Source organism: Hyphomonas atlantica corrig. (assembly GCF_000682715.1).
Taxonomy (GTDB): domain Bacteria; phylum Pseudomonadota; class Alphaproteobacteria; order Caulobacterales; family Hyphomonadaceae; genus Hyphomonas; species Hyphomonas atlantica.
Genome location: NZ_AWFH01000045.1, coordinates 77,758 through 94,300, shown reverse-complemented (window position 1 = coordinate 94,300; position 16,543 = coordinate 77,758). Strand labels below are relative to the sequence as shown.

The following is a 16,543-nucleotide window of genomic DNA, read 5'->3' as shown; positions in this document are numbered from 1 at the left end:
AAGGGCTCGGCCTTCCAGACAGTCTGAAACCGAGGCGGCCCGGCGCGACATGCGCTTGGGCCGTTTCGCTTAAGAGGACCAGATCGAGACAATGACCGACATGAGTGCGACATCAGAGAAACGTTACGCGACAGCGGGCGACTATGTGCAGCTTCTTAAGCCGCGCATCATGATGCTGGTTGTATTCACAGCCATCGCGGGTCTCGTGGCGGCTGTCGGCGTGACTGGTGTCTCGATCAACCCGATCATGGCGGCCATTGCCACGTTGGCCATCGCGCTCGGTTCGGGCGCGGCCGGCGCGATCAATATGTGGTATGACGCAGACATCGACCAGATCATGAGCCGGACTTCCACGCGCCCAATTCCTTCCGGCGCCGTGCCGAAAGAGGAGGCTCTCGCGATGGGCCTCATCATGAGCGGTGTATCTGTCATGCTGATGTGGCTGGCGTCGAATTGGCTCGCTGCCGCGCTACTTGCGTTTTCGATTTTCTATTATGGCGTGATCTATACGATGTGGCTGAAGCGCTCGACGCCGCAGAACATCGTGATCGGTGGCGGCGCAGGGGCGTTCCCGCCGGTGATCGGTTGGGCCGCTGTAACGGGCAACACGCCGGTTGATGCGTGGATTCTTTTCGCCATCATCTTCTTCTGGACCCCACCACATTTCTGGGCGCTTAGCCTCTTGGCGCATGGCGAATATGAGAAGGCAGGCGTGCCCATGCTGCCGGTAACACACGGGGCGAAGGTGACGCGTAACCAGATCCTGTTCTACACAATCCTGCTGGTCCCATTGGCCTTGTTGCCTGTGCTCACTGGTTTGGGCGGCTGGATATATGGCGCGACAGCGTTGGCGCTCGGGCTTGTATTCCTTGGCTATGCTGTTCGCGTCTGGCGGTCGAACGCTGGCGATGCCGAAGCTAGCGGAGCAGATATGAAGCTTGCACGAGGAATGTTCTTTTTCTCCATCCTCTATCTGTTCCTGGTTTTCGCTGCTCTCATTCTTGAGCACGCGGCAGGCCTTCATTTCGTGATTGGAGGCGTCTGAAGATGACAAATGAGCAAGACAAGTATCAGGGCCAGTTTGCAGATGCGCCTGCGGTGAGTCAGGAAGAGCTTCGCGCTCGAAACAGCCGCAATCGCTGGCTCGGCATCGCGCTTGCCGTGTTCGTCATCCTCGTTGGCGTGATTACCTTCATTCGTCTCTCGTCTTCCGACCTGAGCGAGAGCGGCTTCTATTACAATATGGATGACCGTGGCGAACGTGTGCAGGAATTGCCTACCGGCATGACCCCGGAACAGGCTGCGCCGCCGCCAAACTTGACCCCAGCAGATGAAACACCGAGTGAGGAAGACCCTTCATGAGGCTGTCGAACACAAAAGTTGCGTTGATTTCCCTGGGAGTTTTCAGCGGTATGCTGGGACTGGGCTTCGCTGCGGACCCACTCTACGACACCTTTTGCAAGGTCACGGGCTTTGGGGGAACAACCCGCATTGCGACTGCGGCGCCGGAGATGGTTGTCGATCAGACAATTGACGTTCGGTTCGATGCAAATGTTGCTGACGTGCCTCTGCTGTTTCGCCCGCTTCAGACCGAGCAAGAGTTGAAGCTTGGCCAACACGGACTGGCGTTTTACGAAGTCACAAACCCGACCGATCGGGAAGTGCGCGTCATTGCGAGTTACAATGTGACGCCGCATTATGCAGGGCTCTATTTCAACAAGCTGGAGTGTTTCTGCTTCGAGGAGCGGGTTATCGCGCCGGGAGAAACGAAGAAGCTCCCCATTGTCTATTTCGTATCGGCGGACATGCTCGAGGATCGTGTAGCGAAATCGCTGGAGACGATTACGCTCAGCTACACGTTCTTTGACAGTTCAAGCTATTCAGGCGAGGAAAAAGCCGCACAAAAGGGTGCGGCGAATTCAGCCAATGCCGGCTGATACAGTTGCAAATACAAGCCGGAGCGGTCTAAACAGCGCTCTGATTCATGTGATTTTTTAGAGGGGTCAAAAGGGCCATGGCTCACGACGAAGTCAAACACGATTTCCATCTCGTAAACCCGTCACCCTGGCCGCTGCTGGGGTCGATTGCGGTTGTTGTCACTGCCCTGGGCGGCGTGACCTACATGAAAGGCCTGTTTGGCCTCGAAGCAGGTACCTGGTGGCTGCTTGCACTGGGGCTGGCCATGGTCATGTGGGTGATGTTCGGCTGGTGGCGCGAAGTCATCAAGGAAGGCAATGTCGGTGACCACACGCCTGTTGTTCAGATCGGTCTTCGCTATGGCATGATCCTGTTCATCGCGTCAGAAGTCATGTTCTTCGCGGGATGGTTCTGGAGCTTCTTTGAGTTCGCAATTTTCGAAAGCGCACGCGTCGGCGAAACCTGGGATTCCACGAACGCACTCTACGCAGATGGTCTCGCTCGCTTCAACGATTGGCCTCCTGTCGGTGTTGAGACGTTCGATCCTTTCCATTTGCCACTGATCAACACGTTGATCCTTCTGCTGTCCGGTACAACTGTAACCTGGGCTCACCACGCCCTTCAGCATGGCGACCGTGCCGGCGCACGCAACGGCCTGATCCTTACGGTTATCCTCGGCTTCGTGTTCACGCTGTTGCAGGCTTACGAATATAGCCACGCCCAGTTCACATTCGATGGGACGCTGTATGGTTCCGCCTTCTTCATGGCGACCGGCTTCCACGGTGCGCACGTCGTAATCGGTACGATCTTCCTGGCGATCTGCCTGATCCGCCTTCTGATGGGCGGCATGAGCGCTGAGAAGCATCTCGGCTTCGAATTTGCTGCCTGGTACTGGCACTTCGTTGACGTCGTCTGGCTCTTCCTGTTTGCGTTCGTTTACGTGGTGCCACACCTCGTTTACGGCGGGTAGACTGCCGCTGGCATAGACTGAACAATCGACAGGCCCGCCGGCGCACATGCCTGGCGGGCCTTTTTTCAGGTACACTTTGAGGCCTCATGACCTTTCGCCCATTTCCCATTCTCACCTTGTTCACCATCGCGTCGCTGATCATTCTGGTGATGCTGGGGAATTGGCAGTACGGGCGGTTCAGCGAAAAGATGGCACTCGATGAGACCGAGCCGAACTGGCAAACCCTGTCGGGTCGGGTTGTGCCGGGCAGTGAAGCGATGGTCTACGCCTATGCGGATGGCGCGGCTTCATGGCGGCGCGTCGTCGCCGTCGATGCGGGCGACAATGTGGTCTTCACCACGATTGAATTGCTTTACCAGGTAGAGCCCCCAGTTCCGTGTCAGGGGCCAGATTGCGGTGCAAACCTGAACTTCACCGCGCAGGGGATCTACAAGACGCCCGGCAACCGGAATGTCTTTGCCAGCCCGGACAAGCCTGCAGCTGGCGTATTTTACGCCTACAGTATCAAAGATCTCTCGAATATTCTTCCAAGCACGATGGCGGACCGTGTGTCGCCTGAGGCATTTGAGCCGCAAACGCTTCGCTTGGTTGAGAATGGCCGTGCAATGGCTGGTCGCAATCCGTTTGCGCGCCTTCGCATGGATGATGACCTGCCGCCTCAACGGCATTTTGGTTACGCAATTACGTGGTGGGGGCTCGCCTTGGCGCTTCTGGGTGTGTATCTCGCCTTTCACTATCAAAAAGGCCGCTTGCGGTTTCGCGGAAGGGACGCGGAATGAAGTATATTTCCACTCGGGGACAGTCTGAGCCTGTCGATTTTCTTGGCGCTTGCCTCGCAGGACTTGCGCCCGATGGCGGCCTGTATATTCCCGAGGCTTACCCACAGATCGACCCCGCGAAACCGGGCGAACCTTATGCGCACGTGGCCGCCCGTGTGATCTCGGCCTTCGCTGGAGACGCGCTGACATGGGACGAGGTGCTCGGACTTTGCGAGCGGGCCTATTCCAGCTTCGCGCATCAATCCGTGACACCTTTGACCCAATCCGGCCCAGCAAACTGGCTGCTTGAACTTCACCATGGTCCGACCTTGGCGTTCAAGGATGTGGCGATGCAGTTGATTGGTCAGCTCTACGACCTCGTACTCGGCAAGACAGGCCAGCGCATGACGATCATGTGTGCAACGTCAGGCGACACAGGCGGAGCTGCTGCGGCGGCGTTTGCCGGGGCAAAGCATGCCGACCTCGTAATCCTTCACCCGTTTGAACGCGTTTCTCCCATCCAACGCCTTTTCATGACGACAACAGGCGCAGACAATGTGCTCAATCTGGCACTCGAAACTGATTTCGACGAATGCCAGACCATTGTGAAATCGCTCTTTGCAGACCGTGACTTTGCAGATCGGGTAAGCCTGTCCGGCGTGAATTCCATCAACTGGGCCCGTATTGCCGCGCAGACAGTCTACTACGCAACCTCACAAGCTGCGCTGGCGGGGCAGCAAATTCGTTTCATCGTGCCGAGTGGCAATATGGGCGATGCGCTTGCCGGATATGTCGCCGCACGTTGCGGAATGTTGCCGGGCGGTCTGGATATTGTCTGCGCGGTGAATGAGAACGACGCGTTGTTGCGCCTGTTCGAGGCCGGCAAGATGACGAAGGCGCAAACTGTCGAAACTCCAAGCCCGGCCATGGACATCTCCATTCCTTCAAACTTCGAACGCATCCTGTTCGAACTGTCCGGACGCGACAGTGACGCTGTGCGCGGTGTTTACGAACGGTTCAAACAGGCAGGTGAGGCGGATCTTCCTGAAACAGCGAAGGGGCGTATGAGCTGTTCCGGTATTCGCGTTCAAAGTGTCAGCAATGCAGACACTCTGGAAGAAATGAAGCAGTTCGAATCCGAGACAGGTTGGCTGATCTGCCCTCACACAGCGGTTGGAACGCGTGTGGCGCGGCTGTCACCAAAAGCGGATGTCGCGACGGTCGTTCTGGCGACAGCATCACCCGCGAAATTCCCTGAGACCGTGAAGCAGGCAACTGGGCGCGAGGCGGGGCTTCCGGATTTCGCCACCGGCGTTACCGAGAATGAAGAAGTATTCGAACGCGTGGAACCGACGCTGGCCGCGGTGCGCGCCCGAGTCGAGCAGTTGGCCCGCTAAGCAATGGCGATCAGCCGGAAGGAAACCGTTATTGTCTCGGATCGGCTGGTTATCGAGCCGCCGAGGAAGCGGGACTTCAAGGATTGGTCCCATCTGCGCAAGCGTAGTCGGAAGCATTTGCAGCCCTGGGAGCCAAGTTGGCCTGAAGACGCCAACTCCCGTGCCGACTGGTCCAGGCGGCTTCAGGCGTGGAAATCAGGCTGGCAGTCTGGCCGAGCCTACGTATTTCTTATCCGCAGGCTGGAAGACAACGAACTTGTTGGCGGTGTATCCCTCACCAATGTCCGCGGTTGGCCCGCCGATAGTGCCAGTCTGGGATACTGGCTGGGCATCAACTTTCAGGGGCAGGGCCTGATGCAGGAAGGCGTGCGGGCAGTTTGCGACTGGGCGTTCAACAATCTGCACCTTCATCGCATTGAGGCAGGAATACTGGCATCAAACCTGCGTTCCCGGAAAGTCTTGGAATCAAACGGCTTTCGGGAAGAGGGACATGCAGAGAAATACCTTGAGATTGCGGGTGTCAGACGCGATCATGTCCTTTTCGCCCTCGTCAGGCGAGACGTTCAACACTAGGCTGATCGAGATGAGATCTGACCAAGCGACGCAAGCCCAAGGCAGTTGGCACTGGAATGCCGAAACCAGGCAGCTTCTGATTGAAGCGCCGAAGGGAACCGAATTGTCGGTTCTGGCTGGCCAATGGTCGCTCAACGCGATTGAGCAGTTGTTTGAAGGGCTTAGCCGAGGCCGGCTTGCAGAAGCATTCAAGGTTCCCGAAGGGCCGGTGCGATGCAGCCTGCGTTTGTCAGAGGGCGACGATATTCATCTGGTGGGCGCATTTGTCGGTCAAGACGAAGCGCTGGGCATGTTGTTGGCTGATAGCGAATTTTCGGAATTTGATCCCTCAGACCTTCAGCCTGGTCCAGATTTGTACCCCGTATTCCAACCGATCATCTCTCTGGGAAACGGGCACATAGCTGGGTTTGAGGCACTGGCGCGCTGGGATGGTGGCGACGCAAAGAACCCGCCGAACCGGTATGAAGACGAAGCGCTCGCTTCAAACATGCTGATCAGGTCAGCGGAAACGCTGGCCAAGATGCGGGCGCAATCCGGACGATCAGATCTGTTCATGCATGTGAATTTGACCGCGAGGGACCTGTCTCGGAGTGCTCTGCCTGCTTTGGTCGAAGCATTGATGAACGGGTACGACCTGCCGGAGAGATCGTTGAGGATCGAACTGACGGAGCAGGCGGCCTTGCGGGATGAGAGCCATGCGCTTGCAGCAGTGTTGGCGCTGAAAGCTGTCGGTGCAGGTCTGGTGCTCGATGATTTCGGCACCGGGCATTCCTCTTTTGCCTGGCTTGCAGACTTTCCTGCGGACAGTTTGAAGGTCGACCATGGTCTTACCCGCCGTCTGGGGCAATACCGTACAGATACAATACTTGGCACACTCACCCTGCTTGCCGAACGCTTGGGCATGACAACGACGGCTGAGGGGGTTGAAAACAAGGAAGACGCTACCCGCCTGCGGAGTCTCGGCTTCGATTATGCACAAGGATTCGCGTTTGCACGCCCCATGGAAGAGACCGATGCCCTGGCGTTCCTGAAAGGATAATCAGGCCGTTCCGGGATGGATCTGAAGGCGTCCGCTGTCGATCCCGAGTTCGTTTAGCGCGGCGTCCCATTTCCCATCATGGCTCTCACCGAAAACAAGCTCCGCATTAGGCGTACCCACCAGCCAGGCATTTTCGGCGAGTTCGTATTCCAGCTGGCCAGCACCCCAGCCTGAATAGCCGAGCGCAAGCACGGAGCGCCGCGGGCCACGTCGCGTGCCCATCGCGAGTAATATATCTCGCGTCGCCGTCATGCAGAACTCGCCATCAATTTCGAGCGTCGCGCCTTCGCTGATCACATCATCCGTATGCAGCACGAAACCTCGATCGCTGCTCACTGGGCCACCATCCAGCACCAGTTCATCAGGAATGTCGATTTCCAACGGGATGTCGAGCTGCTCCAGAAGTTGAGGCAACGTGAGTCCCGTCATGGGTTTGTTCAGGACGATGCCCATCGCAAACTCAGGTGAGTGGGCACAGACGAGAATAACCGATCGTGAGAAACGCGGATCGCCAATGCCGGGTAGGGCGATCAACAGCTTTCCGGTCAGGTCGGTGTCCATCACGATTTCCTTTCGTCCCCAAGGCTGAGGGAAATGATGCGCTTTGGCAAGGGATGCCACGCTTGTAGCCGCACCTTTGACGTTCTATCTGAGCAGGACAGCATCAAGGAGAACAGCTGATGAGCATTCAAGTCGGAGACAAGCTTCCCGAAGCAACCTTCATGGAAATGACCGCCGATGGGCCGCAACCGCGTACGACCGAGCAAGTTTTCGGCGGGAAGACTGTTGCGCTGTTTGCCGTTCCTGGCGCCTACACGCCGACATGTTCCGCACGTCACCTGCCGGGTTTCGTGGACAAGTCCGGTGACCTGAAGGCGAAAGGCGTGGACGAGATCATTTGTACATCCGTCAATGATGTCTTCGTCATGGGCGCATGGGGCAAGGATGCCGGCGCTGGCGAAACCGTACGCATGCTCGCCGATGGCAATGGTGCATTTGCAAAGGCAATCGGCCTGGAGCTGGATGCAAGCGGTTTTGGAATGGGGCAGCGCTCGCAGCGTTATTCCATGATCGTCAAGGACGGTACCGTATCTGAGCTGAATGTCGAAGACGGCGGAGAATTCAAAGTATCAAGCGCGGATTACATGCTTAATCAGCTTTAATCCCGACAAGCTTTTTTAAGCAAATCGTGAGATGAACGGCGCGTCTGGTGGGGCTGGGCGCGCCGTTTTTCATTAAAGTATTATTGAAAAACGGAAAACCTCTCCCACATTAATTCTGGGTAACAGAAGGAGAGGAATACATGGATCCGTTTTTTGCTGTCGTCATTTTGATCGCGGTTGTCGGTTTGATTGGTCTGACGTCCGCGTTCAAATTCGTGCCGCAGGGCTACAATTATACCGTTGAGCGGTTTGGGCGATACACGCGCACGCTCAATCCAGGCATGTCGATCATCACTCCCTTCTTCGACCGGGTCGGTCGGAAAATGAACATGATGGAGACCGTGTTGGATGTTCCGCAGCAGGAAGTCATCACTAAGGACAACGCGATGGTGTCCTGCGACGCTGTTGTCTTCATCCAGGTAGTGGACGCTGTGGCGGCCGCCTATGAGGTCAACAATCTCCACCACGCCATCACGAACCTCGCCCTGACCAATATCCGGACCGTGGTAGGCTCGATGGACCTCGACGAAGTCCTGTCCAATCGCGACGACATCAACGCCCGCCTATTGACCGTGATCGATGCGGCCACCAATCCATGGGGTGTAAAGGTCACGCGGATCGAGATTGCCGATCTCAGCCCGCCGGCCGACATCACAGAGGCCATGGCGCGCCAGATGAAGGCTGAGCGGTTGAAGCGTGCTGAGATTCTGACAGCTGAGGGCGACAAGCAGTCTGCAATTCTGAAAGCCGAAGGTCAGAAGCAGGCCCAAATTTTGGAAGCTGAAGGCCGCCGTGAAGCTGCGTTCCGCGACGCTGAGGCCCGCGAGCGCGAAGCCGAGGCCGAAGCCAAGGCTACCACATTGGTCAGCGAAGCGATTGCCGCCGGTGACGTGAACGCGATCAACTACTTCCTCGGCCAGGCATATGTCGATGCCTTCTCCAAATTGGCTTCGTCCGAGCAGCAGAAGACGGTCATCATTCCGGCAGAATTCTCGAGCATCATCGGCACCATTGAGGGCATCAAGGGGCTGACCGACAAGAAAGGAAGCTGATCAGATGGAACAGGTTTTTTCTGAACTCACATTCTGGCACTGGTTGGCACTCGGTCTGATCCTGTTTGGCATCGAGATGATGAGCGGTACTTTTGACCTGCTAATGGTCGCCATTGCCGCGTGGTTGACCGCTGGATTTGCCTACTTCGCTCCAGATGCCTGGACGGTCTGGCAGGGTCAGATGATCGTGTTTGGCGTGGCATCGACAGCGCTCGTGGTTTTCGGCCGAACCGTTCTGTCTGGTGTGCGAAAGAGCTCGCCAGAACACCCAACCCTGAATCGGCGCATGCAAGCCCTTGTGGGTGAGCGTGGGCTCGCCGTCGGAGACTTTGTGTCGGGCACCGGTCAGATCAGTGTTGGGGATACAGTGTGGCGCGCAGAAGCCATCGAAGGCGAGACTATCCACGGCGGCGACACGATCATTGTTGATGGCGCCAAGATGACGACTGCGATGGTTCGCAAAGCTGCTCCCTGAAAGTTATCAGATCCAATTGCAAAAGGCCGCCCCGGATAGGAGCGGCCTTTATTGTGTCTGATAATATCGTCAGCGGTATCAGGACGCTGTCGGGGAAATTCCGTATGAGGCAGACGGGCCTTGAGAGGCCAGAGGCTGCTTTGACTCGTTGGAAACGCTCGCTGCCGCCTTTGGGGCAGTGTCTTTCAGCGGATCTTCCGCGTGCTTCACTTGGCCTTCAAATACGGCGTTCGACTGGATCTGAAGCGAAGAATGCACGATGTCGCCTTTGACGTGAGCACCGGTTTCAAGCTCCACCTTGCGGGCGCGGATCGAACCCTTGATGCGTCCTTTGACGCGAACAACTTCGGCCTTCACTTCACCGGTAATGTGGCCACTGGCACCGATGGTGATGTCAGTAGCGGATACGTCTCCGTCCACCGTGCCGTCGATCTGCAGTGCGCCCTCGGACGTTACAGATCCATTGATCTTCATGTCTGCACAGATGATCGATGCGGCGCGAGCGGCTGGCTTGGAGGACGCTCCGCGAATGGCATCCTGAGCAGGAGCAACTTTCGTTTGTTCAATTGGAGTGGGGGTGTCACTGGATTTGTTATTCTTCGTGAACATGGCGGCCTGCTTTCAAAAACTTTACTGGATCATATGCTTTACCGTTGAACAGCACCTCGAAATGGAGGTGATATCCGGTACTTCTTCCGGTTGTGCCCATCTTCCCCACAAGATCGCCCGCTTTAACCGTATCACCCTTGGACACGGAAATCGACCGCAAGTGACCATAACGGGACTTGAAGCCGTATCCATGGTCAATCTCGACAATTCGTCCATACCCCGAACGGGCACCGGCGAAGCTTACAGTGCCCGGACCTGATGCCACGATGGGAGCCCCACCATAAGCGGCGACATCAATACCATTGTGCCAGCGCGGGCGTTTGAAGAAAGGATCTACCCGGATTCCGTACGGACTTGTGTGACGGAAGGGAACGCCGACAGGCGGGCCCAGAGGTAGGCTTTCCACGATTTGTTCGTAGTACTGCATTTCGGCGACACGAGCCTGTGTTTCGGTCAGCCGATTGTAGAAATTGATATCTTGCTGCGACAGGACGCTGCCGTCACCTGCGGTCAGGTTAGCCAGAGAGACGAGCGGGCCGCCCATCTCAGCACTTTCCATGATGCGGTCGCTGCCAATCGTGGTCAGCTGAATGACGCTGCGGGCACGTTCGGCTCGTTCAATGGCTAGGTCTTCCGCCTCATCAAGCATCCGTTCCTGATTATATTTCAGTTTCTTCACGCTGACGCGATTGCCGCTGGCATCAAGCGTCGCCGTCATCCGGAAGCTGTCGCGTGATTGCCGATCGTCAGCTTCTTCGATTGAGGCCTGAACCAAGAGATCAGCGCCGTCGCCCTTGAGGGCCGAGACTTCCAGGTCCTCATCGCCCTTTAGCTGTTCGAACAATTCTTCGAGTGCTTTCTGGCGATCTTCCCACTCAGCCGTCTCGCGCTGGAACGCGTCGGTGCGTTCTTCAAGCAGTGACCGGGAAAGCGCGTCTTTCGCCCGCAAGTCCTGAACCCAGCGCTCATATTTGGCGAGTTCACGATCGTCCGAGTTGCCGGCGATCGACGTTGTCGAGCCGCCTAGAGCAAACGAGCCGGTCAGGAAAATTGTCCAGCCAGCAAGCGCAGTTGCGCCAATTGCAAAAATCGCTTGCTGCCAGGGAGAAATGGAAATGTAGCGAACCGTGCCGCCACTACGATGATATATTTGCCGTTCGGGAAATGCGCGATCAAACGTCGCTTTGAGATTCGCACTCCATTTCGCCATTCACGCCACCCGTCGCTGGAATCACACCGCCTACTGCAACCACACCTACAGTAAGTTCCCAAACCCGTAGATTTATAAATACCGAAAACGCAAAGGGACGAAACCCCCTGCCAGCATAATTCATGATATTATTCGCGTATTAGGGTAAATCTCTCGTTAATCATTGGGGCGAGTGCCTTAAACCTTGTCATGCAAAGGTTTTGTTTACTCTGGAAGCGCCTCCAGAACCTCCTGCGCGTGGCCTTTCACCCGCACTTTTTTCCAAAGTTTAATGATCTTGCCGGTTGGATCTATCAAGAAGGTCTCGCGGGCGACTCCCATATGGGTTTTGCCATACATGTTCTTCTCGACCCAGGTGCCGTAGGATTCGGTCGTCTTGCCGTCCTCATCGCTCGCAAGAATGACTCTCAGGTCCTGCTTGGCCTTGAAGTTCTCGTGCTTGGTCATGGAGTCGCGCGACACGCCGACAATTTTTGCATTACGTGCGCCGAACTCGTCTACCAGTGCAGTGAAGTCCTTCGCTTCTGTGGTGCAGCCGGGTGTGTTGTCCCGCGGATAGAAGTAGAGGACCAGATAGCTGCCCTCAAAGTCTTTCAGGCTGATGTCGCCTTCTGTGGACGGCATCGAAAAATTCGGAGCCTTGTCTCCGGCCTGCAATGGATTCGCCATGTATTCCTCCTATGGTGCGGGCGCCTTCGTGTGCATATATCATTATGGAACGTAATTTTTAGCCGATTTCCGGAGTCTTCGAATTGGTCCGTCAGCCAGCCGCGCTTATCATACTAGAGATACTGGGTGGATTGATTCTGGTCGTCCTGCTTCTGGCAGCGTTGCTGGTGTTTCGTTTATCGAGTGGCCCCATTGAGCTGGAAATGTTCCGAGACGACATCGAACGCGGATTGAGCAATTCGCGCAATGGTCGGCCAGTGACCGTGGATGATGTTTACCTGGAGTGGTCTGCCGAAGACCGACGTGTGCTCGTGACGGGCTATGATATTCGTCTGCTTGACGATCAGGGCAATGTGTCAGCCGAGGCGGATAGCGCGCGCATCGTACTTGCAGGCTCGGCTCTTGTGCTTGGTGACGTTGAAGTACTGGGTCTCGATTTGCGAGACGGCTGGATCGATGTTCGGCAATCCACAGACGGCATTTGGCACATTGCCGGTGATCCGCTTCCGGAAATCCCCGTTGGGCAAATGCCTCAGAATCCGAGCGAGTGGCTCGAACGGATCAACACCGTGCTGCCTATGGTCCTGACAGCTCTTGGTGAAGCCCAGCAGGATTTCAGTCTAGAGCGGCTTTCATTCGACCAATTCGAAATGCGGGTCGTTGGTGCTGATGGCGCGCAAATGTTCAAGCTCGCAGATTCGCGCGGTGCCTTGTTGTCGGAAGAGGACGGACTGTCACTGGCGATTTCTGGCAGCGGTGTTGGGACCGGGCTGCCCGGTGGCATCGCAATTGATGTCGAGACCTCCGAAATGAACGCCCGCATGAATGCATCGGTTGCAGTTGCAGAATGGTCGCTCGCAGATCTGGCAGCCCGCTTCGGAGCTGAAAGTGAAACACTGGCAGGCGTACCAGCCGACATTACGCTCGAATTCGACACATCCTCCCTTAATGGTGTCGAGGAGATCAAATTGCTTGCGACGCTCGAGGGAGGTGAACTCCCCTTCGGTGATGACGGGCTTGAGGTGTCGGATCTCGATCTTGAGGTCGCATACCTTGCAACGGAAGACAAACTGAGGATCGATTGGGTATCGTCAAAATTCGGACCTGTTTCGGGGGAACTCGATATTACGGTGTCAGATGCTCTCAAAAGCGTGGGAGATCGCGCTTTCACTCTGGCCAGTGACAGGCTTGCTCTCGACATCACGCCAACACTTGCTGCGCCAGTGTCGCTGGCTGACCTTAATATGCTGGGTGTCGCCGATTTTACCGGGCGGGCTTTCAAGAATACGAAGCTCAGTTTCAAGACAAATGATACCCGGTTCAATTTTCTATTGGATGTTGCCTTGCTTGCAGATCGCGAGGGCATGGAGCCTCCCTTCGTCGGCACGATCGAGCTTGAAACGGAAGGTAGTGTGGCGAAAGAGTCTGTTCTGGCTTTCTGGCCAGTAACACTTGGTACAGGCGCTCGCTCTTTCACCGACAAGCGCATCACCAACACCGACGTGACGAATCTTGAGGCGCAGCTGACGCTGAAGCGGGACAGCTTCGAACAGGGATATCTGAGAGACGAGGATTTGAATCTCACCTTCGATATCAACTCCGCCAACGTGAAGTTCCTGGACGATCTGCCTGCCGCCGAAAATGCCGTAGGTACGGGACGACTGACCGGGAACAGCTTCCGCGTCATTGTTGATCGTGCTGACTATGGCGGTTGGAACGTCGATGAAGGTCTTGTGGATTTCCCTGCTTTTAATCCGAAGGGGGAGGATTTCAGGGTATTTGCAAGAGGTCACGGCCCGGCAGACCTTGTAATCAAGACTCTCAACGAATCCCGATTGGAACTGGATTTTGAACAATCTCGAGTAAGTGGGAAAGCTGAGGCGACTTTTGAATTGTTCCGTCCGGCACTCGACAATGTTCCGGATGAAGACGTGCGCTACACCGCGATCGGAACCCTGTCAGATGGCGGGCTGAAGGGTGCGGCGCTTGGGCTGGATCTGTCCAAGGCAACGGCCGAGATCAAGGTGGACCAGGAGGGAATGACGATTTCCGGGTTTGGTGACCTGGGGCCGGCACCTGTTCAGTTTACATGGCGAGACGGCTTTACCGATGGCGATGCGCCTTCTGCTTTGTCTGCCACGGCAATTGTGTCCCCGGACGTACTCAATCGATTTGGTCTGCCCGGCCGCGCTTACTTGTCAGGTGAAGTGCCAGCGGAGATACAGGCCACAATCGATGGCGAAGAAGTCTCGGTTGCCAATGTCGCGATGGATTTGACTGAGGCGCGATTGGACTTGTCGGAAATCGGCTGGGTCAAGCGGGCAGGGCAAGACGGTAAAGTCTCAGTCCATTACGAGCGTGAAGGTGATGGCTTTTCATCTGACGTGCTGTTCCGCAGTGATGATGCCTATCTTGATGGTCAATTCACCCTGGGACCGGATTCGCGGTTGGTATCCGCGGATCTACGCCGCGCCTATCTTGCTGATACGGCGGATGTGAACGGACAAATCACACGCGATGAGAATGACAATCTCGAAGTGGCACTTGTAGGTAGCTATCTCGATTTGTCAGGTGCGCTTCCCGGAATCGGCGCGCTGGGAAGTGCGAACGAGTCGAACGGTACGCCTCTCAATGTGACGGCTGATGTGGATACGCTTGCCATGGGCGGCGGGCTGTTTGTGCGGAATGCAGATGTCACTTGGAATTCCACTGTGAACGGAATGCAGAAGCTGTCTGCAACTGGCAACACCGACGATGGCTCTGCATTTGATATTGATCTTGATGGGTCATCGCCGGAAGGAACGAAGATTCGGGTGATCAGCAGCGACGCAGGCTTTATTGCCAGCGCGTTTCTAGATCTCGATTTTCTGGAAAGCGGTCGTCTTGATCTTCAGGGCACATTGGCCCGCGACGGATCACCGTCACAATTTGATATTGTCATCACGGATGGCCGATTGAGAAACGCTCCATTTCTTACGCAGATACTTTCCCTCGCTTCGCTCCGTGGATTGGCAGACACGCTGGGTGGTGATGGCGTGCTGTTCTCCCGGATCGATATTCCGTTGACGGTTGCGGGGGACCGCTATGTCGTAACGGGTGGAAAGGCTCAAGGGCCAGCGCTGGGGTTGACTGTGAACGGGTATCTCAACGCCGACAGCGATATAAGTGTCGATGGTGTATTGGTTCCGAGTTTTGGGATGAACTCAGCGCTCGGAGGAATTCCTATTATCGGTGACCTGGTCGTTGGACGGGATGGTGAGGGCGTGTTCTCGCTGACCTACAGTGTGCGCGGAAGTCTGGAAAAGGCGAATGTATCGGTGAATCCGCTTTCTGCGCTCGCACCAGGCGTTATCCGCCGGATCTTTGAAAACCCGGCGGATACAGAGATCCCTGAAGCTCAGGCGCGTCCAGATGATGAGCCTATTCCGTCAGAGCTGCCACCCATTCCGGAAGAAGAATTCTAGATTGGCTTCACCAGGGCGTGGCGTTTCTTGCCTGCTGACAGTTTGATCGCGCCGTCGATAATATCAGCAGCCGAGATGGATGCGTTTTGATCAGACACAGGGGCATCATTCACCTTCGCCGCACCTTGCTTGATCAAACGGCGGGCTTCGCCATTCGATTCTGTCAGTCCTGCCGCTGCAAACGCCGCGGCCACAAGCATACCTGCTTCTAGCTCAGAGGTCGGAATTTCGACCGTCGGCAAAGCTTCCGCAGATCCGCCTGCGGCAAAGACAGCCGAAGCTGCGGCTTCCGCTTCCTTCGCGGCTGCTTCACCATGCAGCATGCGGGTGGTCTCGTTCGCCAACACAATTTTCGCTGTGTTTATGTCGGCACCTTCAAGCGCTTCAAGTCGGGCGATTTCTTCCAGCGGTAATTCGGTAAACAGGCGCAGGAAGCGGCCAACATCGGCGTCCTCCGTGTTCCGCCAGAATTGCCAGTACTCGTATGGGCTCTTGCGGTCGGCATTCAGCCAGACAGCTCCATCTGCCGTCTTTCCCATCTTGCCACCAGAAGACGTAGTGATCAGGTGCGCCGTCAGGCCATAGGCTTCGCCACCAACCGATTTGTGAATCAGGTCGACACCGCCAACAATATTGCCCCATTGATCAGAGCCGCCGATCTGCATGCGGCAGTTCTGACGCCGGAACAGTTCGAGGAAATCATAGGACTGCATCAGCAGGTAGTTGAACTCAAGAAAGGTATAAGGCTGCTCGGCCGCGAGGCGGCGGGCAACCGTATCCTGTTTCACCATTGTGTTGATTGTGAAGTAGGTTCCGACATTGCGCAGCATTTCGATGTAGCCCAGCTTGCCGAGCCAATCATCATTGTTGACCATAATGGCATCGGTCGGGCCATCGCCGAACGTAAGGAATGGCAAGAAGGCTTTCTTGATGCCTTCCATGTTTTCCGCAATTTGCGCGTCCGTCAGCAACGGTCGAGATTTTTCCTTATCGGTCGGATCGCCGACTTTCGTCGTGCCCCCGCCAATCAAGACGATCGGCTTGCCGCCTGCTTTCTGCAGGTGTCGCAGCATCATGATCTGCATCAGATGGCCTACGTGCAGGCTGTCAGCTGTCGCGTCGTAGCCGATATAGGCTGTCGGAATGCCGGTCTGGCAATAGGTATCCATTTCGGCTGGATGTGTGACCTGCTTGATGAAACCTCTGTCTGACAGGGTTTTCAGGAATTCCGACTTGTAATCGCTCAT

Annotated in this window: 17 protein-coding genes; 12 read left to right on the top strand and 5 right to left on the bottom strand. The window is 56.0% G+C overall.

What is annotated here, in order from left to right; translation table 11 throughout:
- Positions 1-91: 91 nt before the first annotated feature.
- From cyoE to HY36_RS13145, 8 genes are all read left to right on the top strand, one after another.
- On the top strand, positions 92-1,045 hold the full coding sequence (gene cyoE / locus HY36_RS13180) for a heme o synthase (RefSeq protein ID WP_035553696.1): 954 nt from the start codon (positions 92-94) through the stop codon (positions 1,043-1,045).
- A 2-nt stretch (positions 1,046-1,047) separates the two neighbouring features.
- Positions 1,048-1,362, top strand: a complete 315-nt coding sequence (locus HY36_RS13175; RefSeq protein WP_035553693.1) for a hypothetical protein — start codon at positions 1,048-1,050, stop codon at positions 1,360-1,362.
- Entirely contained in the window at positions 1,359-1,937 is a 579-nt protein-coding gene (locus HY36_RS13170) for a cytochrome c oxidase assembly protein (protein WP_035553691.1), read from the top strand. Before HY36_RS13175 ends, HY36_RS13170 begins: the two co-directional genes overlap by 4 nt.
- A 77-nt stretch (positions 1,938-2,014) precedes the next feature.
- Positions 2,015-2,887: a cytochrome c oxidase subunit 3 gene (locus tag HY36_RS13165; protein ID WP_035553689.1), complete on the top strand. Its 873-nt coding sequence runs from the start codon at positions 2,015-2,017 to the stop codon at positions 2,885-2,887.
- Positions 2,888-2,973: 86 nt separating this feature from the next.
- A complete protein-coding gene (locus HY36_RS13160) occupies positions 2,974-3,666 on the top strand; it encodes an SURF1 family cytochrome oxidase biogenesis protein (protein WP_035553686.1) in 693 nt (230 codons plus the stop codon).
- On the top strand, positions 3,663-5,042 hold the full coding sequence (thrC, locus tag HY36_RS13155; RefSeq protein WP_035553683.1) for a threonine synthase: 1,380 nt from the start codon (positions 3,663-3,665) through the stop codon (positions 5,040-5,042). Before HY36_RS13160 ends, thrC begins: the two co-directional genes overlap by 4 nt.
- A gap of 3 nt (positions 5,043-5,045) precedes the next feature.
- On the top strand, positions 5,046-5,615 hold the full coding sequence (locus HY36_RS13150) for a GNAT family N-acetyltransferase (RefSeq protein WP_035553680.1): 570 nt from the start codon (positions 5,046-5,048) through the stop codon (positions 5,613-5,615).
- Positions 5,575-6,654 carry an EAL domain-containing protein gene (locus HY36_RS13145; protein ID WP_162175998.1) on the top strand — a complete coding sequence of 360 codons (1,080 nt, stop codon included), beginning with the start codon at positions 5,575-5,577 and terminating at the stop codon, positions 6,652-6,654. Before HY36_RS13150 ends, HY36_RS13145 begins: the two co-directional genes overlap by 41 nt.
- Here the strand turns inward: HY36_RS13145 and HY36_RS13140 are convergent, their stop codons facing one another.
- Positions 6,655-7,215: a YqgE/AlgH family protein gene (locus HY36_RS13140; RefSeq protein WP_035553675.1), complete on the bottom strand. Its 561-nt coding sequence runs from the start codon at positions 7,213-7,215 to the stop codon at positions 6,655-6,657.
- Positions 7,216-7,334: 119 nt separating this feature from the next.
- Between HY36_RS13140 and HY36_RS13135 the strand changes: the two genes are divergently transcribed.
- The 3 genes from HY36_RS13135 to HY36_RS13125 all read left to right on the top strand — a co-directional run bounded on the left by HY36_RS13135 (position 7,335) and on the right by HY36_RS13125 (position 9,344).
- Positions 7,335-7,817, top strand: coding sequence for a peroxiredoxin (locus HY36_RS13135; RefSeq protein WP_035553674.1), 483 nt, complete (start codon positions 7,335-7,337; stop codon positions 7,815-7,817).
- Positions 7,818-7,957: 140 nt separating this feature from the next.
- Positions 7,958-8,869: an SPFH domain-containing protein gene (locus tag HY36_RS13130; protein WP_035553670.1), complete on the top strand. Its 912-nt coding sequence runs from the start codon at positions 7,958-7,960 to the stop codon at positions 8,867-8,869.
- A 4-nt stretch (positions 8,870-8,873) separates the two neighbouring features.
- Positions 8,874-9,344: an NfeD family protein gene (locus HY36_RS13125; RefSeq protein ID WP_035553668.1), complete on the top strand. Its 471-nt coding sequence runs from the start codon at positions 8,874-8,876 to the stop codon at positions 9,342-9,344.
- Positions 9,345-9,422: 78 nt separating this feature from the next.
- On the opposite strand, the gene HY36_RS13120 is transcribed toward HY36_RS13125, so the two are convergent.
- From HY36_RS13120 to HY36_RS13110, 3 genes are all read right to left on the bottom strand, one after another.
- A complete protein-coding gene (locus HY36_RS13120; protein WP_051602786.1) occupies positions 9,423-9,953 on the bottom strand; it encodes a bactofilin family protein in 531 nt (176 codons plus the stop codon).
- Positions 9,937-11,163, bottom strand: a complete 1,227-nt coding sequence (locus HY36_RS13115) for a M23 family metallopeptidase (protein ID WP_035553664.1) — start codon at positions 11,161-11,163, stop codon at positions 9,937-9,939. The genes HY36_RS13120 and HY36_RS13115 overlap by 17 nt, the downstream gene beginning before the upstream one ends.
- A 204-nt stretch (positions 11,164-11,367) precedes the next feature.
- The gene (locus tag HY36_RS13110) at positions 11,368-11,832 is read right to left on the bottom strand and encodes a peroxiredoxin (RefSeq protein ID WP_035553661.1); all 465 of its coding nucleotides are present in this window, start codon (positions 11,830-11,832) and stop codon (positions 11,368-11,370) included.
- A gap of 83 nt (positions 11,833-11,915) precedes the next feature.
- On the opposite strand from HY36_RS13110, the gene HY36_RS13105 reads away from it, so the two are divergent.
- Positions 11,916-15,296, top strand: a complete 3,381-nt coding sequence (locus HY36_RS13105; RefSeq protein ID WP_035553659.1) for a DUF3971 domain-containing protein — start codon at positions 11,916-11,918, stop codon at positions 15,294-15,296.
- On the opposite strand, the gene tyrS is transcribed toward HY36_RS13105, so the two are convergent.
- Positions 15,293-16,543 carry a tyrosine--tRNA ligase gene (tyrS, locus tag HY36_RS13100; RefSeq protein WP_035553657.1) on the bottom strand — a complete coding sequence of 417 codons (1,251 nt, stop codon included), beginning with the start codon at positions 16,541-16,543 and terminating at the stop codon, positions 15,293-15,295. The two genes, HY36_RS13105 and tyrS, sit on opposite strands and share 4 nt — an antisense overlap.